This is a genomic window from Streptomyces sp. NPDC057486 (genome assembly GCF_042802415.1).
Lineage (GTDB): Bacteria > Actinomycetota > Actinomycetes > Streptomycetales > Streptomycetaceae > Streptomyces > Streptomyces yanii.
Window position 1 is genome coordinate 47,633 of record NZ_JBHVEE010000039.1, and the last position, 23,848, is coordinate 71,480.

At 70.3% G+C, this 23,848-nt stretch carries 14 protein-coding genes; 8 read left to right on the forward strand and 6 right to left on the reverse strand.

The genetic code is table 11. The features are described 5' to 3' along the window. Positions 1 to 52: 52 nt before the first annotated feature. From ACFU6I_RS19895 to ACFU6I_RS19915, 5 genes are all read left to right on the forward strand, one after another. Positions 53 to 1,420, forward strand: a complete 1,368-nt coding sequence (locus ACFU6I_RS19895) for an ABC transporter substrate-binding protein (protein ID WP_384368231.1) — start codon at positions 53 to 55, stop codon at positions 1,418 to 1,420. 4 nt (positions 1,421 to 1,424) lie between these two features. Continuing rightward, entirely contained in the window at positions 1,425 to 2,810 is a 1,386-nt protein-coding gene (locus ACFU6I_RS19900; protein ID WP_384368234.1) for a carbohydrate ABC transporter permease, read from the forward strand. Positions 2,811 to 2,907: 97 nt separating this feature from the next. Next, positions 2,908 to 3,783, forward strand: a complete 876-nt coding sequence (locus ACFU6I_RS19905) for a carbohydrate ABC transporter permease (protein ID WP_384368237.1) — start codon at positions 2,908 to 2,910, stop codon at positions 3,781 to 3,783. 180 nt (positions 3,784 to 3,963) lie between these two features. Beyond that, the gene (locus ACFU6I_RS19910; RefSeq protein ID WP_384368240.1) at positions 3,964 to 6,297 is read left to right on the forward strand and encodes a CDP-glycerol glycerophosphotransferase family protein; all 2,334 of its coding nucleotides are present in this window, start codon (positions 3,964 to 3,966) and stop codon (positions 6,295 to 6,297) included. Between the two features lie 57 nt (positions 6,298 to 6,354). Further along, complete coding sequence (locus ACFU6I_RS19915) at positions 6,355 to 8,559, forward strand: CDP-glycerol glycerophosphotransferase family protein (protein ID WP_384368243.1); 2,205 nt, start codon at positions 6,355 to 6,357, stop codon at positions 8,557 to 8,559. An 86-nt stretch (positions 8,560 to 8,645) separates the two neighbouring features. Here the strand turns inward: ACFU6I_RS19915 and ACFU6I_RS19920 are convergent, their stop codons facing one another. From ACFU6I_RS19920 to ACFU6I_RS19940, 5 genes are all read right to left on the reverse strand, one after another. After that, complete coding sequence (locus tag ACFU6I_RS19920; RefSeq protein ID WP_384368246.1) at positions 8,646 to 9,020, reverse strand: hypothetical protein; 375 nt, start codon at positions 9,018 to 9,020, stop codon at positions 8,646 to 8,648. Positions 9,021 to 9,102: 82 nt separating this feature from the next. Beyond that, the gene (locus ACFU6I_RS19925) at positions 9,103 to 10,620 is read right to left on the reverse strand and encodes a methyltransferase domain-containing protein (protein WP_384368249.1); all 1,518 of its coding nucleotides are present in this window, start codon (positions 10,618 to 10,620) and stop codon (positions 9,103 to 9,105) included. 30 nt (positions 10,621 to 10,650) lie between these two features. Continuing rightward, positions 10,651 to 11,892, reverse strand: coding sequence for a hypothetical protein (locus ACFU6I_RS19930; protein WP_384368252.1), 1,242 nt, complete (start codon positions 11,890 to 11,892; stop codon positions 10,651 to 10,653). A 237-nt stretch (positions 11,893 to 12,129) separates the two neighbouring features. Continuing rightward, positions 12,130 to 15,672 carry a CDP-glycerol glycerophosphotransferase family protein gene (locus tag ACFU6I_RS19935; protein ID WP_384368267.1) on the reverse strand — a complete coding sequence of 1,181 codons (3,543 nt, stop codon included), beginning with the start codon at positions 15,670 to 15,672 and terminating at the stop codon, positions 12,130 to 12,132. A gap of 95 nt (positions 15,673 to 15,767) precedes the next feature. Continuing rightward, the gene (locus ACFU6I_RS19940; protein WP_384368255.1) at positions 15,768 to 17,759 is read right to left on the reverse strand and encodes a CDP-glycerol glycerophosphotransferase family protein; all 1,992 of its coding nucleotides are present in this window, start codon (positions 17,757 to 17,759) and stop codon (positions 15,768 to 15,770) included. 102 nt (positions 17,760 to 17,861) lie between these two features. On the opposite strand from ACFU6I_RS19940, the gene ACFU6I_RS19945 reads away from it, so the two are divergent. Beyond that, a complete protein-coding gene (locus ACFU6I_RS19945) occupies positions 17,862 to 21,326 on the forward strand; it encodes a CDP-glycerol glycerophosphotransferase family protein (protein ID WP_384368258.1) in 3,465 nt (1,154 codons plus the stop codon). On the opposite strand, the gene ACFU6I_RS19950 is transcribed toward ACFU6I_RS19945, so the two are convergent. Continuing rightward, entirely contained in the window at positions 21,313 to 21,921 is a 609-nt protein-coding gene (locus ACFU6I_RS19950; RefSeq protein ID WP_327246053.1) for a TetR/AcrR family transcriptional regulator, read from the reverse strand. The genes ACFU6I_RS19945 and ACFU6I_RS19950 overlap by 14 nt on opposite strands. Positions 21,922 to 22,105: 184 nt before the next feature. Here ACFU6I_RS19950 and ACFU6I_RS19955 point away from each other — a divergent pair, with 184 nt between their 5' ends. Further along, on the forward strand, positions 22,106 to 23,020 hold the full coding sequence (locus ACFU6I_RS19955) for an ABC transporter permease (protein ID WP_384368270.1): 915 nt from the start codon (positions 22,106 to 22,108) through the stop codon (positions 23,018 to 23,020). Between the two features lie 4 nt (positions 23,021 to 23,024). Continuing rightward, positions 23,025 to 23,804: an ABC transporter ATP-binding protein gene (locus ACFU6I_RS19960; protein WP_266990700.1), complete on the forward strand. Its 780-nt coding sequence runs from the start codon at positions 23,025 to 23,027 to the stop codon at positions 23,802 to 23,804. Positions 23,805 to 23,848 lie beyond the last annotated feature (44 nt).

The window sequence follows — 23,848 nt, forward strand, 5'->3', positions numbered from 1 at the left end:
CCACCGGCGGTCCCGCCCGTCCGTTCACGCGCACAGGAGAGACGGGGCAGCGATGCGCACAACGCTTCGGATTCGCAGGGCCGCGATGGTGTTCACCGCCATCGGCGCACTGGCCCTCACCGGCTGCGGCGACGACGGCGGCAGCGGAAAGGGAAAGACGAGCGGAGGGTCCGGCAGTGACGAGCCGAGCTCCTCGGCCGTCGCACTGCCCAAGCTGGACGGCGAGAAGATCTCGGTCGCGGCCGTCTGGACCGGGCCCGAGCAGGCCAACTTCCTCAAGGTCCTCAAGGAGTTCGAGAAGCGCACGGGGGCCACTGTCACCTTCGTCCCGGCGCAGGACCCCATCGTCAACTTCCTCGGTACGAAGATCGCGGGCGGCCAGCCGCCGGACGTCGCGATGATCCCGCAGGTGGGTGCGATCAAGCAGGCCGTGGAAAAGAAGTGGGCCAAGCCGGTCGGCGCCGAAGCGAAAGCGCAGCTGGCAAAGAACTACGCGAAGGTCTGGCAGGACCTCGGCGCGGTGGACGGCACCCAGTACGGCGTCTACTTCAAGGCCGCCAACAAGTCCCTGATCTGGTACAACGCCAAGGCGTTCGAGAACGCGGGGGCGAGTGAGCCGAAGACCTGGAAGGACTTCATGGCGACGGCCGAGACGGTCTCCGCCTCGGGTGTCACCCCGGTCTCGGTCGGTGGCGCGGACGGCTGGACGCTCACCGACTGGTTCGAGAACGTCTACCTCTCCCAGGCGGGCCCGGAGAAGTACGACCAGCTGGCACAGCACAAGATCAAGTGGACCGACCCGTCCGTCAAGGACGCGCTGACGACGCTCGCCGAACTCTTCGGCAAGCCGTCCCTGATCGCGGGCGGCGCCGACGGTGCCCTGCAGACGGAGTTCCCGGCCTCGGTCACCCAGACCTTCACCGGCGGTGACCAGCCGAAGGGCGCCATGGTCTTCGAGGGCGACTTCGTCGGCGTCAACATCGCGCAGACCAAGGCGAAGATCGGCACGGACGCCAAGGTGTTTCCGTTCCCGGCGGTCGGCGCCGAGTCGCCCGTGGTGACCGGTGGCGACGCTGCAGTGGCGCTGAAGGACAGCAAGGGCGCCCAGGCCCTGCTGACCTGGCTGGCCTCGGCCGATGCCGCGAAGATCTGGGCCGAGCAGGGCGGGTTCATCTCGCCGAACAAGTCCCTGGACAACGCCGCGTATCCGAACGAGGTGCAGCGCACCATGGCGAAGGCGCTGATCGCGGCCGGTGACGCAGTCCGGTTCGACATGTCCGACCAGGCCCCGCAGTCGTTCGGCGGGACGCCCGGGAAGGGTGAGTGGAAGACGCTCCAGGACTTCCTGAAGAACCCGAAGGACATCGCGGGGACCCAGGCGAAACTGGAGTCCGACGCGGCCAAGGCGTACAAGAGCTGACGGGATGACGACAGTGACAGCGGGGGGCGCCGACGCGGTGCCCCCCGTCGACAAGCGTCCCCCTGAGCGCTCAGGGCACCCTGATCCCACAAGCCCGCGCCGGAGTGTGACCGGCACCCGGAAGATCATCGCGACGCTCTTCCTGCTGCCTGCGCTGGTGCTGCTCGGTGCGCTCGTGGTCTATCCGATCGTGTACTCCGTCTACCGGTCGTTCTTCGACCAGTCGGGTACGGGCTTCGCCGGCCTCGACAACTACAAGGCGCTGTTCACGGACGACACCATCCGCACAGCGGTCAAGAACAACGCGATCTGGGTCGTCTTCGCGCCGACGATCTCCACCGCGCTGGGGCTGATCTTCGCGGTGCTGACCGAGCGGATCCGCTGGGGCACGGCGTTCAAGCTGATCGTCTTCATGCCGATGGCGATTTCGATGCTGGCGGCAGGCATCATCTTCCGGCTGGTGTACGACCAGGCGCCGGAGCGGGGGGTCGCCAACGCCGTCTGGGTGGGTGTGCACGACACGTTCGCGGAGTCGGCCGGCTATCCGAAGGCGCATCCGCTGCCGGTCCATCCGCTGAAGGCGGGTGGCGGCGGGTCGTTCGTCACGAAGGCGCCGGTACGGGCCGGCGTACCCGTGCAGTTGCCGCTGGTCGGTGTGGCGCCCGCGAAGATGCCGACGGACGCGAAGCCGGCGAAGGCGGCCCCGACGGAGCCCGGGAAGGTCACCGGCACCGCCTGGCTGGACTTCACCAAGGGCGGCGGCGGGAAGCCCAATGTCGTCGACACCGAGGAACTCGGCCTCAAGGGGCTCAAGGTCGAGGCGGTCAAGGACGGCAAGGTGGTCGGCTCGGCGACGGCCGCCGCGGACGGTACGTTCACCCTGCCCGCCTCCGCCGACGGCGCCCTGCTCAAGCTTCCCGCATCGAACTTCAGGGAGCCGTACAACGGGGTCGACTGGCTCGGCCCGTCCCTGGTGACGCCCGGGATCATCGGGAGTTACGTCTGGATGTGGGCGGGCTTCGCCATGGTGCTGATCGCGGCGGGCCTTGCGGGTCTGCCACGTGAACTCCTCGAAGCGGCCCGGGTGGACGGGGCGAACGAGTGGCAGGTGTTCCGCCGGATCACCGTGCCGATGCTCGCGCCCGTCCTGGCGGTGGTGCTGGTCACCCTGATGATCAACGTGCTGAAGATCTTCGATCTGGTCTTCATCATCGCGCCGGGCTCCTCCCAGGACGACGCGAACGTCCTGGCGCTGCAGCTGTACCGGTCCTCGTTCGGCACGGACGCGGATCTCGGGATCGGCAGCGCCATCGCCGTACTCCTGCTGCTGCTGGTGATCCCGGTGATGATCTTCAATATTCGGCGGATCCGGAAGGAGGGGCGCCGATGACGACTCGGTCGGTCACGGCCGCCTCCGGCCGGGGGTCCGGGGGTTGTCCCCCGGGAAAGCACAGCAATATTCGGCGGATTCGGAAGGAGGGGCGCCGATGACCACGCCTACGGCGGAGGCGACGCAGTCCCTCGGCTCACGGATCGCGGCCCGCACCGGCGGCGGCGCGATGCGGGTCTTCCTCATCCTGGTGGGCCTGTTCTGGCTGATGCCGACCATCGGGCTGCTTCTCTCCTCGTTGCGCGGCGCCGACGACATCGCGGCGACGGGCTGGTGGAAGGTCTTCACCGCCCCGTCCGAGCTCACCTTCGACAACTACAGCCGGCTGCTGGACAATTCGACCATCACCCACTCCCTGCTGAGTACGGTCATGATCACCGTGCCCGCGACCGTCCTGGTCGTGGTGATCGGTTCACTGGCCGGTTACGCCTTCGCCTGGATGGACTTCCCCGGCCGCGACTGGTGGTTCCTGCTGGTCGTCGGGTTGCTGGTGGTCCCCGTGCAGGTGGCCCTCGTCCCGGTCTCCAAGCTCTTCGGGGAAATCGGGATCTTCGAGACGACCTTCGGCGTGATTCTCTTCCACACCGCCTTCGGGCTGCCGTTCGCAATCTTCCTGCTGCGGAATTTCTTCGCGGAGATCCCGCGTGAACTCCTTGAGGCGGCACGGCTCGACGGGGCCGGCGAGATCCGGCTCTTCACCCGGGTCGTGATGCCGCTGGGCGGTCCGGCGATCGCCTCGCTGGGGATCTTCCAGTTCCTCTGGGTGTGGAACGACATGCTGGTCGCCCTGATCTTCGCGGACTCCGACTCCCCGCCGATCACCGTGGCGCTGCAGCAGCAGGTACGGCAGTTCGGCAACAACATCGATGTGCTGGCGCCCGGCGCCTTCGTCTCGATGGTGATTCCGCTCGCGGTGTTCTTCGCCTTCCAGCGCCAGTTCGTCTCCGGCGTGATGGCGGGGGCGGTGAAGTAGCCGCACACCGAACCGACCGGAACCATCGGATGCGCGTCAACGTGGGGCGGGTCCCGTTACCCATAACGGGACCGCCCCACCTGGCACTTCGCGCGAATGCCACGTTCGGCGTAACCCTCGCACCCCATCGGCCGTTTGCGGACCACCCGCCCGCGCCAGCGAACGACCCATGGATGTGTTGTGCCCCGGTTCAGTGTCATCGTGCCCGCGTACCAGGTTCAGGCGTATCTGGACGAGAGCCTGGACTCGGTGCTGACCCAGTCCTTCGAGGACTTCGAGATCATTGCGGTCGACGACTGCTCCCCCGATTCCTGCGGCGCGATCATCGACGGGTTCGCCGCACGCGACAGCCGGGTACGGCCCCTGCACCTGCCGGAGAACGTGGGTCTCGGCCTCGCCCGCAACGCCGGGATCGCGGAGGCCACCGGCGATTATCTGATCTTCCTGGACGGCGACGACACCCTCGCCCCCGGCGCCCTGCGGGCCATCGCCGACCGGATCGGAGAGACCGGCGAACCGGACGTCCTGGTCTACGACTACGCCCGGACGTACTGGACCGGCGAAAGCGTACGCAACACGTTCGCCGAGCATCTCGCCGAGACCGGCCCTGCCACGTTCACGCTCGCCGACCGGCCCGGACTGCTGAAGGTCCTGATGGTCGTCTGGAACAAGGCGTACCGCCGCGCGTTCGCCGAGGCCGAGGGGTTCACCTTCCCGCCCGGCTACTACGAGGACACCCCCTGGACCTACCCGGTGCTGATGGCCGCCGGTTCGATCGCGGTCCTCGACCAGGTGTGCGTCGGCTACCGGCAGCGGCGTCAGGGCAACATCCTCTCCACCACCAGCCGCAAGCACTTCGACATCTTCGACCAGTACGACCGGGTCTTCGCGTTCATCGACGCCCGCCCCGCACTCGCCGCGTGGCGACCGGTGATCTTCCGCAGGATGCTCGACCATTTCTCTACGCTGTTCACCACCCGCTGCAGGCTGCCGCACGGCAGCCGCACCGAGTTCTTCCGCCGCGCCCGCGCCCACTGCGCCCGCTACCGCACCCCCGGTGCCCCCGCCCCGCGGCGCGCCCGGCTGCGCCACGGACTGATCCGGGTCGGCGCCCACCGCACATACCGCGCCCTGTGGTCCGCGAAGCTGCTGCGCGGGCGGCTGCGCCGGCTCACCGGGGCCGTGCACCGGGTGGCGCGGGCCGTCTCGCTCCAGGCCTATTACCGCATCCAGCTGCGGCTGCCGGTCCGCGCGGACCGGGCGGTGTTCGCCGCGTACTGGCATCGCGGCTACGCCTGCAACCCGGCGGCGATCGAGGCGAAGGTCCGCGAACTGGTGCCCGGGCTGCACACGTCCTGGATCTGCCGCCCCGAGGACGCGCACACCGTCCCCACCGCGACCCGTCCGCTCGCCCCGGGGACGTACCGCTACTGGCAGGCTCTCGCGCGCTCCAAGTACCTGGTGAACAACGTCAACTTCGACCGGCGGCTGGTGAAGCGGCCCGGCCAGGTGCTGCTCCAGACCCATCACGGCACCCCGCTGAAGACGATGGGCCTGGATCTTCAGGACCGTCCCGCGGCGGCCCGCTCCATGGACTTCGAGCGGCTGCTCGCCAACGTCGACAAGTGGGACTTCTCCCTCTCCGCGAACCGCTACTCCACCCTCGTATGGGAGAAGGCGTATCCGTCGGGATCCGCCGACTGCACAACGCTCGAGTACGGCTATCCGCGCAACGACCTCTTCCGGCGGGCCACCGCCGCCGATGTGGCGCGGCTGCGCGAGTCGATCGGCGTCCCCGAGGGCGCCACCGCCCTGCTGTACGCCCCCACCCACCGCGACTACCGGCGCACCCAGCACCTCGGCCTCGACCTGGAGCGGGTTGTCCGGGAGCTCGGTCCGGACTTCGTGATCCTGACCCGCGCGCACTACTCGTACGAGGCCCCGCTGGTCCGCGAGCCGCACCCGCGGATCATCGACGTCAGCGGCCATCCGTCGGTCGAGGCGGTCGCACTCGCCTCCGACGCACTGGTCACGGACTACTCGTCACTGATGTTCGACTACGCCAATCTGGACCGGCCCATCGTCATCCACAGCAGTGACCGGGAGGCGTACGAGGCGGCCCGCGGCACCTATTTCGACCTGCGCTCCTGCCCGCCGGGCGCGATCGCGCACAGCGAGGACGAGCTGCTCGATATCTTCGCCACCGGCCACTGGCGCGGCTCCCGCTCCGCGCAGCTGCGAGCGGCGTTCCGGGCGCGGTTCTGTCCGTACGACGACGGGCACGCGGCCGAGCGGGTGGTGCGCCGGGTCTTCCTGGGCGACACGGACGTGCAGGTGACCGCGGTCCCGTCGGCGGAGCAGCGGCCGGTGCCCGTCGTCGTACCGGCGCCCGCCACGGAACCGGGTTCGCCGGCCGCCCCCGCTGCGACGGGTTCCGGGACCGTTCCGGCGGGCCGGCAGGCGGCGCCCGCCGAGCGCGGCCTCGCCGGGGCGCAGTCCGTCAAGGGGACCTGATCGTCGTCCCTCCTCCCAGCTTTGCCCCGCTGTGCCAGTGACCGAGAAAGAGCGTGTATGCCCCGGCTGAGTGTCATCATCCCCGTCCGTCGCGCCCGCGGACATCTGCGCGAGTGCCTGGAGTCGGTGCTCTCGCAGTCGTTCACGGACATCGAGGTGATCGGTGTCGACGACGGGGCGCCGGACGGCTCGGGACTGCTGCTCGACGAGTTCGCCGCCCGGGACGACCGGGTGCAGACCGTCCACCTCCCGGCGGACGAGAGTGCGGGCGCCGCCGGTCGGCGCAACGCCGGGGCGGAGCGGGCGGTCGGCGACTATTTCCTCTTCCTGGAGGGGAACTTCGTCCTGTTGCCGGGCGCATTGCAGGCCGTCGCCGACCGGCTCGATGCCACGGGCGACCCGGACCTGCTGCTGTTCGGCCACCACAAGCGGCCGTTCCGCGGCCGCCCCCAGCCGACCCGGTCGCTGGAGTTGCTGCGCGGACTGCCCACCGGCCGGCTCACCCTCGCCGAGCACTCCGGGCTCCTCGACATCGCCCCGGTCTCCTGGAACCGAGCCGTGCGCCGCACCCTCCACGAGTCGGAGAAGCTGGCCTTCGGACCGGGACAGCACGGAGAGCGGATGTACGCGCTCCAGACGCTGGCCACCGCCGCATCGGTCGCCGTTCTGCCGCTCGCCTGTGTCGAACACCGCCGGCAGCGCTATCTGCCGGACCTCGCCGACGAGTCGGAGCCGACGGACGGCACGACGCCGCTCCAGCTCGTGGAGGCGTACGCCGGGCTGATGACGTTTCTCGGGGACCGGCCGGTGCTTCACCCGCTGCGTACCCTGCTCTTCGACCGGGCCGCCCAGGAACTCCTCGGCGGATATCCGTCGGTGAGGCGGCGACGCAGGCGACGGTACGTACGGTCCGTGGCCGCGTTCCACCGTACGCACCGACCCGAGGAGCACCGGTTCCCCGGCGGCGCCAAGGGACTGCGCCCGCGGCTGATCGGCGCCGGCCGGTACGTGGCGCTCGGCGCCCTCGACACCGTGCTCGCCCTGCGCCGGGGTGCGCGCTCCGCACCCGCAGCACTCCGCGCACAGGCCAAGGGCAGGCTGTCCGCGCGCTACTACTGGTGGCAGCGCAGGCGCCCGCTCGACCGCGGGCTCGCCGTCTACGCCGCGTACTGGAACCGCGGCGTCAGCTGCAATCCGGAAGCGATCTTCCGCAAGGCCCAGGAGCTGGCTCCCGGAGTGCGCGGGGTGTGGGTGGTGTCGAAGAACCAGGTGGACGCGGTACCGCCCGGCATCGACCACGTGGTGCCGGGGACCCGCCGCTACTGGGCGCTGCTGGCCCGCGCCACGTACTTCTTCAACAACGTCAACTTCCCCGACCACCTGGTCAAACGCCCCGGCCAGATCCATGTCATGACCCACCACGGCACCCCGCTGAAGATCATGGGCCTGGATCAGATGGAGTATCCGGCGGCGGCGCAGGGCCTGAACTTCGACCGGCTGCTCCAGCGGGTCGACCGGTGGGACTGGAGCGTCTCCGCCAATCCGCACTCCACGGAGGTGTGGGCCCGCGCCTACCCGAGCGCCGCGCGCTCGCTGGAAACCGGCTACCCGCGCAACGACGTCCTGACGACGGCCACGGGCGCACAGATCGCGAGGATCCGGGCCGGGCTCGGTATCCGGCCCGGGCAGCGCGCCGTGCTGTACGCGCCGACGCACCGCGACTACGAGGCGTCGTTCACCAGCCGGATCCATCTGGAACGGCTCGCCGATGCGCTCGGCCCGGGCACCGTGATCATGGTCCGCGCGCACTACTTCTACGACGGTGCGGGGCTGCCGGACCGTCCGACGCTCCTCGATGTCTGCGACCATCCGCGGATCGAGGAGCTGTGCCTGGCGGCCGACGCGTTGGTGACGGACTACTCGTCGGTGATGTTCGACTACGCGGCACTGGACCGTCCGATCGTGGTGCACGCCCCGGACTGGGAGACGTACCGCACGGTCCGGGGGGTCTGCTTCGATCTGCTGTCCGGGGCGCCGGGCGACACTCCCGGGGCGGTCTCCACCAGTACGGAGGAGCTCGCCCGGATCCTCCTCGACGGCAGCTGGGACAGCGCGGAGAACGGTGCGCTGCGGGCGGCGTTCCGGGCGCGGTTCTGTCCGTACGACGACGGGCACGCGGCGGAACGGGTGGTGCGGGCGGTGCTGCTGGGAGAACCGGCGGCGCCCGGCGGGCGTCTGCCATCGATCACCGGACGGGCTTGATCGTCCCGCCCGGCGAGGGGGTCCCTCCCATGCCCTTGAGGCCATGGGGGAGGTCGATGGCGCGCACCCGGCCCCGGAAATGCGCCTCAGCGTTGCTGGCCCGCCATGACCGTGACGAGGCCGATGACGACAAGCACCGAGCCGCCCCAGGTCCAGATCGAGGTCCGCTCGTGCAGCACCGTCGATCCGGCCATCACGATCAGCAGGTAGCCGAGCGCGTTGAACGGGTACGCGATGCTGAGCGGCACCTTGGCCAGCGTCGCCATCCAGGCGAGCGCGGAGACCGCGAAGACGACCAGTCCGAGGACGACCCACGGGCTGGTCGCGGCACGGATCGCGAGCGATCCGCCGTCGCGCCCGGCCGCCGCCGCTGCGCCCTTCATACCGTGTTTGAGCATGATCTGGCCGCCCGCCGACGCGAACACGGCGAACAGGAGCAGCGTCAGGCTGGGCAGGGTCAAGGTCTTGCTCCTGACTGCGGGGGCGGGCGGCGGCCCGGGAGCGCGTGAGGGGGCGGGCACGGAGGCGGCGGGAGCCGCGGTCTCAGACCCCGACCCGGTCGGCAGGGACGTACTGTCGGTTGAGGATGTCCTGAACATCGACGTGCTCTCCAGCGATGATCGTCTCGGCCGCATGCGGGGTGAGCAGTGCGACGTGCTGATAGCCGAACAGCGTCGGCCGGATCCGGGTCAGCAGCTTCGAGAGCCCGCTGAGGATCGCGGGAAGGGGGCCGCGGCCGCCGAGCAGGGACCAGAACGGTGCCCCGGTGGAGGCGATGTCGAGGACGTCGTAGCCCGCGTTCCGGACGGTGCGGCGAAGGCTGGCCCGGGTGAAGAAGCGCAGATGCGTTTCGTCGAGAATGCCGCGCCGGTCGTAGTCGAAGATCCCGAGCGCGACCCGCAGCCGTGAGTACCAGTGACTGAAGTTCGGTACGGACAGAAGCACCCGGCCGCCCGGCCGCAGCACGGTCGCCACCTCGGCGAGGACGCGTTCGGGGCGGGAGAGGTGCTCGATGACATCGCCGGCGACCGCGTAGTCGAAGTCGACGCCGATCTCGGCGGGCAGCCCCTCCTCCAGGTTGGCGAGATGGAAGTGCGTGCACTTGTCGCGGACCCCTGGCACCTCGATGTAGTCGACGCCGGTCACTTCGTGGCCGAGGGCTTCGAGGCGCTGGGCGAACAGCCCGCCGGAACAGCCGAGATCGAGCACGCGGCCGGGCGGGAGCGCCCGCATCTTCTCCAGGATGACGGCGTGGGAGGAGCCGTCGCCCTCCTTGAAGGCGTACTCGACGGGCTTGGGGATCCAGGCGCAGGTGCCGAATCCCTTGACGGCGAGGCGGTATTCGAGGACGTCCTTCACGACGTCCTTCGCGTACTTCATGCCGTTGACGTAGCAGATCTCGTCGCCGTAGTACGTCGGTACGGGGATCTCCTTGATCCGCATTCCTTCGTTGAGCAACTGGACGATGATCTGCGTGTCGAAGTCGAACGCGTCGGTGTTCCGGCCGATCGGCAGTTTCTTGAGTGCCGCGACGCTGTAGGCACGGTAGCCGGAGTGGAATTCGGTGAGCTGCGAGCCGAGGAGCCCGTTCTCCAGCCGGGTGAGAATGCGGTTGCCGAGCCATTTGTACATCGGCATGCCGCCCTTGAGGGCGCTGCCGGACTTCATCATCCGCGATCCGAACACGGCTTCGCATTCGCCGCGTTCAATGGGACCTACCATGTCGGGAAGCAATTCGGGGGCGTACTGTCCGTCGGCGTGCAGCAGCACGATGATGTCGAGTCCGTGTTCGGCGGCCAGCGCGTATCCGGCCTTCTGGTTCCCGCCGTATCCGAGGTTCTTGGTGTGCCGCATCACGACGGTCCTGGGCATCCCCTCCATCTGGGACCAGCGGCAGCCTGCGGTGAAGGTCGCGTCATGGCTCGCGTCGTCGAGAATGAGGACCTCCGAGATCCGGGACCGGAAATCCTCCGGAATGCGGTCGAGGGTGTTCTCCAGCGTCGTCTCGGCGTTGTACGCGACCACCAGGATGCCGATCCTGGGGCTGGTGCTTTCCTTCACGGGAGGTTCTCCAGTTGTGCTCGGATGTGGTCATTTGACGGCGGAACCGGACGGCTGTGAGGCACGGGGCACCGTGACCGACGCCCGTTCGGCGGAGGTCGGCGAGGGCGCGTCCGACGGGGCGGCGAGGATCTTGCGGACGCCGGCGACCAGTCCGATCGCGAGGACGAACCACCCGGCGGCGCCGAGCTGCAGCACCGTTTCGCTCCAGCGCACGGCGGAGCGTCCCTGGTAGCCGAGGACGGCCGTCCAGCCGAGCAGGCAGCTGTACGCGAGTCCCTCCCAGAACCCGATGACGAACATCGCGGCTGCCGCCCAGGTCAGGTACTGGAGGGCGGAGGCGGTGGAGAGGAGAAGCAGCAGGCCCATCGTCACGGCGACGACCCCGGGCAGCTGCGCGGGCCGCACCCAGGCCAGCCAGACTCCGACGGCCACACAGATCAGCACGAAGAGGAAGTGGCCCTCGCCACGGATGAAGGCGATGAACGGCTCCGGCAGACCGAACACATCGGCGAACCGGACGAGCCCCCAGAGGCGGTAGTTTCCGCCCGCGTACTCGAAGACGTTCTCCTTCAGGTTCTCCGGCACGGTCACCAGGACCGGCCCCCAGACGAGGGCGATCAGGGCGGCGAACCCCGCGGTGAAGCGGACGAACACCGGTCGCCCGCCGCGCAGCGCGACGACGAACAGCGCGGGGACCACCACGACGGGGATGAACTTGACGCTGATGCAGAGCGCGGCGGCCACCCCCGCGGCCAGCGGCGCCTTCCGGTCGGCCAGCAGATACGCGGCGGCGAGGGCGAAGGTGACGGCGACCGCGTCGGTGTTGCCGTGGTACCCGGAAGTGGCGATCAGCACGGGGCTGAGGGCCACGCCCGCTCCGCAGGCGACCGCGGTACGGAGAGAGCCGCGCCGCCGGACGATTTCGAACACGACGAGCGCGCAGAAGAAGTCGGCGATCGAGGCAGGTGATCGGATCAGCGTCCCGAACGACATTCCGATTTCGGAGAGTTCATTCAGCCCGAGGAGCATCCATCCGGCCAACGGAGGATGGTTGTAGACGGGCAGGCCGGGGAGCGGCTGCTCATAAATGCGAACGGGGCCGTAAACGGTGATGGCCTTTGCGAAACCTTGGAAAATACGCACGTCGGCGGGGCCCGGCGTGTTTGCTGCGATCAGCATTCTGACAAGCAGCCCCACGGCCGCGGTGACGAGCACGACGGCTCTTGCGCGTCGCACGTTCCAGGTGGCGCACCACATTCGGATACCCATGAAAACAGAACGTAGCAACCAGAGGCCGCTATGCAGCGCACCGTTCAACATACTTAAGCGGGAGTGGAATCGATTCCCTGCTCAACAGCACCCGCACCGGATGGCGCGAATCACTCGAACGGTTCAGGCAGCCTGCATTCCCGCGAGGCCGTTCGCGTTCATCGCCGCTTCACCCCGGGCCCGGTTCCGGCCCCCACGGCTTACGGGGGCCGGGACCGGGGAACACCACTGCGCCTCCTACAGCATCCGGTCGACCACCCGCTGCGCCGCATGCCCGTCGTCGAGATCGCAGAAATCCCGCCGAAATGCCTCGTACGCCTGCGCGTGTCCCTCGGTGGCCCGGACCGGATCACGCAGCGCCTCGACGAGTCCGGCGGAGTCGGGGATCAGCGGACCCGGGGCGCGGTTCTCGAAGTCGAAACAGAAGCCGCGCAGGGTGTCGCGGTAGTGGGCCAGGTCGTACGTGTGGAACAGCATCGGGCGTCCGGTCTGCGCGAAGTCGAACATCAGCGAGGAATAGTCGGTGACCAGCGCGTCGCTGATCAGCATCAGCTCACCGACGTCCCCGTAACGCGAGACGTCCCGCACGAATCCGCTTCCGGTGTCCGGAAGCCGGTCGGTGACCAGATAGTGGCGGCGCACCAACAGCACACTGTCGGCGCCGAGTTCTCGTTCGGCGGCCGCCAGGTCGAGCTGAAGGTCCAGGGCATACCTACCGCCGCCCTGCGGCCGGTCCTCGCGCCAGGTGGGCGCGTACAGCACGACCCGCCTGTCGGAGGGGATCCCCAGCCGCTCCCGCACCGAGGCGGCCACCTTGGTGCGGTCCGAGGCGTGGAAGAGGTCGTTGCGGGGGTAGCCGCACTCCAGCATCTCCCCCCGGTAGCCGAAGGAGCGCCGCAGGACGGGGGTGGAGAAGCTGTTCGGGGAGACGAGGACGCTCCACTGACGTGCGCGCTGTTCAATGCCGGCGATGTAGGCGGCATTGGCCTGGACGGTGCCCGCGAGGTCGAGACCGATGCGCTTGAGGGGGGTGCCGTGCCAGGTCTGCACGACGGTCTGGCCGTCACGCCGTTCGAACCACTCGGGCAGCTGGGTGTTGGTGACGATGTGGCGGCTGCGGGCCAGTGCCTCGTGCCAGTCGGCGGAGCCGTGAACGACGGCGGTGGCGCCCGCCGGGATGCGGGCCTGCTGATCACGGACGACCCACAGGTGCTCGAACTCGGTGGTGCGGGCAGTCAGTTCCTCGTAGATCGCCCGAGGTGAGTCGGAGTACTGACGGCCGTCGAAGCTGCTGTAGAGCACGGCGTCGCGCAGCGGTGCCGTCGTCCGCCGCCTTCCGTACGCCTCGCGCAGCAGCCGCTTGCCGCGGACGCCGCGTTCGGCGACGCTGAGCACCGACGCGCAGTCGATGAGCAGCTGGTCGTGGTAGCGCCGCTCGATGACGTACCGACGCCCCGCAAGGGTTCGCGTGGCGGGGAGGGTGCGGTGGGCGGCGGCCGGGATGCGCAGCGGCAGGTCGAGCGTGTCGTCGGTGGCGCCCTTCTCGCGGAGGAAGAAATACCAGTGGCCCTCGCCCAGCGGCAGCGCCCCGCCGGGTGCCTCGACGGCGTCCGGCCGCAGCTCGGCCCGGAACCGGCGGGCCTCGGCGGGCCCGGAGAGGGCCACCGGGAACACGGCCTCCTCCCGGTGTCCGCTGTGTCGGGCGACCAGCTCGACGGGCCGGTCCGGCTCGTCGGGGAAGGTGCCCTCCAGGAGCAGCAGGCCATCCTCGGTCCAGCTCGCCAGTTCGCAGGCGGGCTGTACGGTCCGGTCGCTGATCAGCAGATTGCCGCGGGAGCTGGCGGTGAGAGCGAGCTCCCGCCTGGCGCCGTCCGCACCGCGCGCGACCGCGTAGCGGCCCGGCAGGACGGGTCCCGGCACATCGATCGGTGTCCGGCGGCCGTCCGGTCCGACGAGGTGGAGGCTGTACGGGACGGTGCCCGCGCCCGTCGGCGGCCGGGCGTCGGTCAACGCGCCGAGCGGGATCTCGGCGGTGAAGCGCCGCCAGCCCGCCGCCGACGGCACGGCGCCCTCGTGGACCGCCGCCGGGCAGTCGAAGGAGGTGCCGGAGGGCCGGTGGGTGAGTCCGATCCGCAACGGGCCCGTGCCGAGGCGTTCGCGGATCATGCCGTCGATCACCACGGTGCGTGTCCCGTCGCCCGCGCCTCCCTCCCGGTGCGTTTCGAACCGGGCGTCGATCCGCTCGGCGTGCAGCACCAGCTTGCCGCTCTCGAAGGCGGGCACGATCCGGTGGTCGCCGTCCGGCCGGTGCACGGGCGGCGGCGCCGCCCCCTCGTCCGTGGAGACGTCGGAGCGGCGCAGCATCCCGTGGCCGGCGATGCCGATCTCGAGACGCCAGGTGAGCCGTTCGGCAGGGCCGCCGGGACCGATCCGAAGCCTGGCCGGATCGACGACCGTCTCGAAGCCGGACCGGTCGTAGTTGTGCAGGCCCTGTCGGGAGCGTGCGGTGGCCTCCGGCTCGTCGACGGTGCGCAGCCGAAGCGGCACCAGATGCCGTCGGCCGGCCCGCAGCCAGCCCGCCCGGAACTCGCTGCGCCGCGAGGCGGCGGGCAGGTTGCGGATGTAGGCGTACCCCTTGAGATGCAGTTTCCCGCCCTGCCAGTGCGCCTCGCGCAGCCGGGCGGTGAGCGGCAGGTCCCGGTCGCCGACGCGCAGCACCGACCGTGGCACGGGCCGGGTCAGTCCCGGGTACGAGGCGCTGCGGCGCCGCACGCCCCGTACGGCGAACGCGCCCGGTTCGGCCTTGTCGTGGGCGAGCAGCGCCAGCAGTTCGTCGATGCGCCGTTCACGTACGAGGTGCCACATCAGGCGCAGGCGCAGCGGCAGCCCGTCGAGGACGGTGGGGTCGACCTGGTCGGTGAACTCGTTGGCGTACGTGAGGAAGGCGCGGCGGTACTCGTCGTCGCCGTCGGGCAGCGCCTCCATGAAGTACCAGAGGTCGTTGGCGAGGACATGCGCCTCGTAGCGGCGCTTCTCGGCGGCGCTGCGGTGCTCGTCGAGGAAGGTGGAGACGCCCAGTACGTGCGAGGCCCGGTCCTGGATGCCGCGGACGACGGCGCGGCGGGTGGTGATCGAGCCCGCCCGGTCACGCCAGTGGTAGACGGGGTCCTTGACGACGTCGACGGTGCGGGCCAGGAAGTGGGCGGGAAGGACGACGGGAATGTCCTCGTAGAGGGCGCCGACCGGGAAGGCGAAGGCGTGCTCGTTCCAGAAGGACCGGCGGAAGACCTTGTTGCAGGCGATCCGGTCGGCGGCCAGGTCCCAGTCGCGCGAAATGTGGGTGCGCAGCCGGGTGCTCGCCATGGGTTTGCGGAAGTTGGGCGACTGCTGGAGCCTGCCGGAGGCGCGCAGCCGGAGCACATTGCCGGACGCGAGGTCGGAGCCGGTCTCGTCGAGTGCGCCGACGAGGAGTTCGTACGCGCGGGGCGGGAGGATGTCGTCGCTGTCGACGAAGGCGAGGTAGCTGCTGCCCGGGTCGCAGTTGCGGACACCGGTGTTGCGGGCGTGCCCGAGTCCGCCGTTCTTCTGGCTGACCAGCCGGAAGCGGCTGTCCTGTGCGGCGAATGCGGTGGCCAGGGCGGCACTGTCGTCGGTGGACCCGTCGTCGACCATCACCACCTCCAGATCGCCCATGGTCTGCTCCGCGAGGGACTTCAGGCAGTCCGTCAGATAGAGCTCGACGTTGTGGACGGGGACGACGACACTGAGCCGTGGCGGCATGTTGAGCACGTCCGTTCATCGGGGGCCTGGTTGTCCGTATGGCTCAACCCCGTGAACGCCCGGGGGTCACCGGTTACGGCCTCGAAGGTGTGACATTAGGCGCCGTCCAGGAACAGCTGTCGCACGACGCGCTCGGCGGCGCGCCCGTCGTCGTACGGACAGAACCGCTCCCGGAACGCGGCCCGGAGCGCGGTGGTCCGCGCCGACCGCCACTCCCCCGACCGGAACACCTCGATCAGTTCGTCCTCGGTGGTGGCGACGGCGCCCGGGGTGTCGCCGGGGCGGCCGGACAGCAGGTCGAAGTAGGTACCGCGCGAGGCCCGGTAGGCGGCCCAGTCCGGGGCGTAGCTGATGATCGGGCGGTCCAGGCAGGCGTAGTCGAACATCAGGGACGAGTAGTCGGTGATCAACACGTCGGAGGCGAGGCAGAGTTCCTCGACGGACGGGTGGCCGGTCACGTCGATCACACGGGCGCCGTGCAGCTGCGCGGAGCGGCCGTAGAAGTAGTGGGCGCGCACCAGCACCACATGATCCGGACCGAGTTCGCGGGCGAGGCGTTCCAGGTCGAGGCGGGGGACGAAGCCCTTGCGGTAGTCGCGATGGGTCGGCGCGTACAACAGCACGGTCTGTCCGGGGGAGAGGGAGAGCCGGTCCCGGATTTCGGCCCGCTGCGCGGCGGTGGCGGTGAAGAAGATGTCGTTGCGCGGGTAGCCGAGGTTCAGGGGCTCGTACGAGGACGGGTAGACCCGGGCCCAGATCTCGGTGGTGTGCGGGTTGGCGGAGAGGGAGAAGTCCCACTGGTCGGCGTGGGCGACGATCTTCTCGAAGCTGATGCCGTTGGTGAGGGCCGGGTAGGCGCGCTGGTCGAGCCCCATGGTCTTGAGCGGCGTGCCGTGGTGGGTCTGGAGGTAGACCTGGCCGGGGCGCTTGGTGAAGCCGCCGGGGAAGCTGGAGTTGTTGATCAGATACGTGGCGGTGGCCATGGCCCGCCAGTAGGCGCGGGAGCCCTCGATGACATACGGGGTCCCGGGCTCCATCCGGTCGCGGTGGCGGGACGAGACGACCCAGACGCCCCTGATGTGCGGGGCGAGTTCGCGCGCCTTGGCGTGGATCGCGGCAGGGTTGCAGGCGACGCCCCGGTTCCAGTACGCGCCGTAGACCGCGAGGTGGGGGTCGAGCGGCCGGTGCAGGTCGGCGCGGTAGGCGGCGCGCATGACGCAGGCGCGCAGCGTCTTCTTCCGGCGGCGCAGGGTGGCGGCGGTCCGGGCGCGCCGGTCGCGAACGGCCTGCTGGGCACGGTGGGCGGTGTAGCTGCCGGGGAGGCCGGCGGCGCGGTGGAAGGCGGGGCGGTCGGGCGGAGCGATCCGGCCGGGATCGGCGAGCACGGCACGCAGATGGCGGGTGCGCACCTCCTCGACGCGCGGGTCGTGGCCCGTCTCGGTGCGCAGCCGCTCGTACGCGTCGATGACCGCGAAGTGGTGGCGGCCGGGGGTGGTGGCGAAGGTGCCGGTGCGGCGGATGCGGTGGCGGACACAGACCCGGTCGAGCTCGGCGAGGGTGCCCGCGTCGGCCGCGAGGAGTTCGGCACGTTGGACGGGGAGGACGTCCTCGTAGGGGCCGTCGGTGAAGTGGAGACCGTGCGCGGTCCAGAACTCCCGGCGGAAGAGGCGGTTGCGGACGGACGGGAGGTCGTCGGCGGGGGCGGTCTCGCCCCACCAGTCGATGCGGTCGTGCCCGAGGAGCAGCACGTCGGGCTCGCTCCGGGCGAGCCGGTCGGCGATCGCTTCCGGTGCGCCCGGTCGCAGCAGGTCGTCCCCGTCGAGGAAGAGCAGGTACGTGCCGCGCGCCTCGGCGGCCCCTGCGTTGCGGGCCGGTCCCGCACCGCGATGCCCGGGAAGGCTCAACACCCTTGTCCTGTGGTCGCGTTCGGCGAACTCGGCGGCGATCTCGGCGCTGCCGTCCGTCGACCCGTCGTCGACGACGATCAGTTCGGTCCCGGCGTCCGACCGGTCGAGCACGGACTCCAGGGTCTCCCTGAGATATCCCTGAACGCGATGGACGGGCACGACGACGCTGAGACGGAGCATGGCAGCCGAGCGTAACCGCGCACGGACCGCGTACCGAATCGTGCGTTCACCCGTTCGGGTCAGTGCCGGTGACCCGGGGCGCCCGCCCGGGTTGACCCGGGCATGAAGCCTCGTCTCAGTGTCGTCGTACCCGTCCACAACGTCGAGGAGTATCTGGAGCCATGCCTGCGGTCGGTGGCCGAGCAGTCCGTCGACGCCATCGAGGTGGTGCTCGTCGACGACGGCTCGACGGACGGCAGCACGGCGATCGCCGAGGCCTTCGCCGCCGACGACCACCGATTCCGCTATGTCCGCCAGCCCAATGCGGGGCTGAGCGCGGCCCGTAACGCGGGGGTACGGCACACCACCCCCGGCGTCCCGTATCTGGCGTTCGCCGACAGCGACGACATCGTCGTCCACGACGCGTACGAGCGGATGCTGGCATCACTGGAGTCGACCGGATCGGACCTGGCGACCGGCAACGTCTGGCGGCTGACCGAGCAGGGCCGGCAGCAGGCCTGGCAGTACCGCTGGCTGACCGGGACCCGCGCGCGCACCCACATCAGCCGGGATCCCCGGCTGCTCGCCGACCGGGTCGCCTGGAACAAGGTGTTCCGGCGTTCGTTCTGGGACCGGCACGCCTTCGCTTTTCCGGAGGGGAAGCTCTACGAGGACACCCCGGTGATGATCCCCGCACACTTCCTCGCCGGTTCCGTCGATGTGCTGCACGAGCACGTCTACTACTGGCGGGTGCGGGAGGGTTCGATCACCCGGCGGCGTACGGATGTGAAGGGCGTACGGGACCGGATCGCGGCCTGCGAGCAGGTCAGCGCGTTTCTCGGCGGACGGGAGGCGAACAGGGGCGCTCGCCACCGCTACGACGTGTCCTGCCTGCGCGACGACTTCGTGTACTTCCTGGAGGGGCTGCCGATGGGCGGGCCCGAATACCGGGACGCGTTCATGGCCGGTGCGGGCGCGTTCCTCGACCGTGCGGGGCCTGCGGTCCTCGACGAGCTGCCCGTGGAGCTGCGGATCAAGTGGCAGCTGGTACGGGAGCGCAGGACGGCCGAGCTGCTGTCGGTACTCGGCTTCGAACGGGCCAATGGCGCGGGGACGTTCGCGGTCACCGGTGTGCCCGGACGGCGGCGGGCAGCTTTCCCCGGTGTGCCGGAGAGCGCCCGCCCGGCCAGGACCGATCTCCCTGCGGTGGCGCGGCTGCTCGGGGCCGAGTGGGGCGGCGACGGGAAGCTCCGGCTGCGCGGATACGCGTACATCCGCAATCTGTCGGCCCCGGCCCCGCGCCACTCGCTGAAGATGGGGATGGTGCGCGCGGCCCGGGGCACACGGCTTCGGACCGTGCCGGTGCGGACCGTTCCCGCCCCTGCGGCGACCATCGACTCCGGCCAGGAGTTGCACAGTTATGACGGGTCCGGCTTCGAGCTGGTCCTCGACCCGAGGCGGCTGCGGCCGGGCAGCTGGCTGGTCGGAGTGGTGGTCGCCGGGCACGGTGTGGTGCGGCGCGTCGCGGTGCGGGCCGTGGAGGCGGGTGCGGTCCAGCCGCTGGTCCACGACCTGGGCGACGGGCGGCGGGCGGTGCTCGACTACCGGGGCGGGCGGCTGCAGCTGACCGTGGCACAGCTGTCCGCCCGGTGCGAGGCCCATCGCACCGGGGACGAGCTGGAGTTGACGGGCCGGCTGTACGGGGGCGCGCGGCCGAAGTCGCTGGTGCTGACGTGCGACGGGTCGCTGGAGCGCGAGTACCGCTACCCGTTCGAGTGCCGGGCCGACGAACGCTTCACGGTACGGATCCCGCTCGCCGACCTCGCCCGCATGGCGGACGCACCCGGCCCGCCGCACCGGGCGCCGCGTGAGGTCGAGGCGGAGCCCGGCGGCCGGTGGCGGGCACGGCTGATCCTTGCGGACGGCTCCCGCGTGCCGCTCCCCGCCGCACCGGACCTGCCGCTTCCGGCACTCGCCGACGCGGGGGGCGAACTGGTCCTGGACCTGACCGGGCAGCCGGTCGTGGACCGGGCCGAGTGGACGGCGGACGGGGCGCTGCGCCTGGAGGGCACGGCAGGTTCGGCGGAGGGCGTACCCCCGCTCGTGCTGCGGCATGACGTGCTGTGCGAGACGGTGACCGTCCCGGTGGCGTACGGAGAGACGCGCGGGGGCCGGCGCGGCGCAGGCCGTTTCACCGCGTTCCTCGCCCCGTCGGTCGCGGCGGGTCTGCACGAGGGGCGCTGGGATTCGCATCTGGGCGGGCTGCCCGTCCGGGTACTGACCGCGCTCACCGCTCGGCTGCCGCTCCGCAGTAAGGGCGAACCCACCGGCCCTGCCAGGGAGTTCACACTCGACCGTCGTCACGGCGACCGGCTGACCGTGCACGCAGGCCCGGTCCTCGCACCCGCCGAACGGGGCGCGTACCGCCAGGCCGCCCTGCGCGGCACGTACTACCCGGCGCAGCGCGCCCTGCCGCTGCGCGACACCGTTCTGTACACCGGCGGCGACTCCCCGCGCGCCGTCCACCACGAACTCGTGCGCCGGGGTGTGGAGTTCGAGCATCTCTGGGTGACGGACGGACGACAGGGGCACCATCCGCCCACCGCCGTGCCGGTCGTCGAGCACAGCACCGCCTGGTACGAGGCCCTGGCACGGGCACGCCGGATCGTCACCGCCGACCAGCTCCCCGAATGGTTCGAGCGGCGCCCCGGGCAGACGGTCGTGCAGACCTGGCACGGCGCCCCGCTGGGCCGCTTCGGCACGGACCTCACCGACTCCCTCTACGCCGACCACCACCACCTGGCGTCCCTGCCGCACCGCGCCGCCCAGTGGTCCGTCCTGGTCTCCCCCAGCAGCTGGGCCACCCCCCATCTGCGCCGTGCGCTCGCCTACGCCGGCGAGGTCCTGGAGGCCGGCTCGCCCGCCAACGATCTGCTCTTCGCCGCCGACCGGGAGAAGACCGCCGAGCGGGTACGGCGAAGGCTCGGCATCCCGGCCGGGCGCCAGGTGGTGCTGTACGCCCCGACCTACCGGGACCACCTGGCCCACGCGGCCACCGTCACGGGATCCCACCGCTGTCACTGGGATCCGGCGCTCGACTCCTCCGCCCTGTCGGAGGCGCTCGGCGACACCCACACCCTGCTGGTGCGCAGGCATCCGCGGGTGACCGGCTCCGTGCCCGACGGCCCCCACGTTCGCGATGTGTCCGCGCACCCGGACACCGCCGAGTTGCTGCTGATCGCCGATGTCCTGGTCACCGACTACGCGGGGCTGATGTTCGACTTCGCGCACACCGGCCGGCCGATGCTCTTCCACACGTACGACCTGGAGCACTACCGCGACACCGTGCGGGGCTTCTGCCTCGACTTCGAGACCCGCGCGCCCGGCCCGCTGCTCGTCGGCACGGACGAGATCGCCCGGGCGCTGCGCAACCCCGGCACCCTGGCCGCGTCGGCGCAGCGGCATGCGGAGGCCTACGAGAGCTTCCGCAGGGACTTCTGCGACCTGGACGACGGCGGGGCGGCGGCCAGGGTCGTGGACCGGCTGCTGGCACCACAGGCGGCGGAAGGGGCGGTCAGTTCTTCTTGAGGGCGGCGACCGCCGAGGCGGCGAGATCGTCGAGGTACCCCTTGGGCAGCTCGCCGCGCACGACCGCGAGCCGCCAGTAGAGCGGTCCGACGATCAGGTCCAGTGCGCGGTCCGGGTCACTGTCCTCGGGCAGCTCGCCGCGGGCGACGGCGTCCCGGACGACCACGGCGGCGATGCCCTGCTGCGGGTCCAGCAGGGCCGCCTTGATCGTGTCGGAGATCTCCGGGTTGCGTGCCGCCTCGACCAGCAGGTCCGGGATGATCTGCGAGGCGACGGGGTGCCGCAGGGCGTAGGCGGCCAGTTGCAGGACGGCGCGGACGTCCCCGTACAGCGAACCGGTGGCCGGAGCGGGCATGCCCTGAACGGCGACAGCGGAGACCAGGTCGAGAACCAGCGCCAGCTTGGACTTCCAGCGGCGGTAGACGGCGGTCTTGCCGACGCCCGCGCGCCGGGCGATGCCCTCGATCGACATCCGGGCGAAGCCGACCGCCGCCAGTTCCTCGAAGACGGCGCTGCGAATGGCATCGGTGACGTCCTCGCGCAGCACAGCGGCTCCGGCGGGGACGCGACGGCGGGTTCCCGGGTCGGTGGTCATGGCCAGAATGATAGTCCGTAACGACGAAACGGTTGCGTTGCGACGTCCATGCGCCCTACCCTCGACGTAGCGACGATACGGTTCCGTTCCGGCGATCGCGATTGTTCCTGCCCTCCCGTCGAAAGCGATCGTGGTGAGCCAGACAACAGCCTCAGCGACCCCGCCGGCCGCACCGGCCCCGGCGGTGACCCATGCGGACCCCGCCACCGCGCTCCTCCCGGTGTACGAACCGGGCGAGCTCGCCGCGCTCGCGGCCCGGCACGGGCTGACCGTGAGCGGCGCCCGGCCGACCCTGGGCGCCTACATCCGGCAGCTGTGGGGGCGCAGGCACTTCATCACGGCATTCGCCACCGCCAAGCTCACGGCGCAGTACAGCCAGGCGAAGCTCGGCCAGATCTGGCAGATCATGACCCCGCTGCTCAATGCGACGGTCTACTACTTCATCTTCGGCGTCCTGATGAACACGAAGCGCAACGTCGAGGACTTCGTACCGTTCCTCGTCACGGGCGTCTTCATCTGGACCTTCACAAGCAGCTCGATCACTGCGGGCACCCGCGCGATCAGCGGCAACCTCGGCCTCGTACGGGCGCTGCACTTCCCGCGCGCCTCACTGCCGATCGCCCTGGCCCTGCAACAGCTCCAGCAGCTGCTGTTCTCGCTGGGCGCGCTGGTGCTGATCCTCATCGGGTTCGGGCAGTTCCCGCGGCCGTCCTGGCTGCTGGCCGTTCCGGCACTCTTCCTGCAGGCCGTGTTCAACACCGGCGTCTCGATGGTGGTGGCACGGCTGGCCGCCCGGACCCCGGACATCGCCCAGCTGATGCCGTTCGTCCTGCGCACCTGGATGTACGCCTCCGGCGTCATGTGGAGCATCGACGCGCTGCTCAAGGGAGACCGGGTCCCGCACTTCGTGAAGGTGGCGCTGGAGTGCAATCCGGCCGCCGTCTTCATCGACCTGATGCGGTTCGCCCTGATCGACAGTTTCAGCGGGTCCCAGCTGCCCCCGCATGTGTGGGCCGTCGCCGCGGGCTGGGCGCTCGTGTGCGGGGTGGGCGGCTTCGTGTACTTCTGGAAGGCCGAGGAGCTGTACGGACGTGGCTGAGAACATGAATGGCACCGACGAGCGTGTCCCCACCGTCGTCGTCGACGACGTCCACATCACGTACAAGGTCAATGGCGCCCGTACCGGAAGAGGCAGCGCCACCTCGGCCCTCAGCCGGATCGCCTCCCGACGGCAGGCCCCCGGAGTGCGCGAGGTGCACGCCGTGAAGGGCGTCAGCTTCGCCGCGTACAAGGGCGAGGCGATCGGCCTGATCGGCTCCAACGGCTCCGGGAAGTCGACGCTGCTGAAGGCGATCGCGGGTCTGCTGCCGCCGTCGAAGGGCCGGGTCCACACCCAGGGCCAGCCTTCGCTGCTCGGGGTCAACGCGGCCCTGATGAGCGATCTGACCGGCGAGCGGAACGTCATCCTCGGCGGGCTCGCGATGGGCATGACCCGCGAGGAGATCCGCGAGCGCTACGAGCAGATCGTCAACTTCTCCGGCATCAACGAGAAGGGCGATTTCATCACCCTCCCGATGCGGACGTACTCCTCGGGCATGGGCGCCCGGCTACGCTTCTCCATCGCCGCCGCCAAGAGCCACGACGTCCTGCTGATCGACGAGGCGCTGTCCACGGGCGACGCCAAGTTCCAGCGGCGCAGCAAGGAGCGCATCATCGAGCTGCGCAAGGAAGCGGGCACGGTCTTCCTGGTCAGCCACAGCAACAAGTCGATCACCGAGACCTGCGACCGGGCGATCTGGCTGGAGGCAGGAACGCTGCGGATGGACGGTCCGGCGAAGGACGTCGTCGCCGCGTACGAGAAGTTCACCACCGCCAAGAAGTAGCGAACCCGAACCGAAGGGGGGCGCCCCGGGCCGAAGCCCGGGGC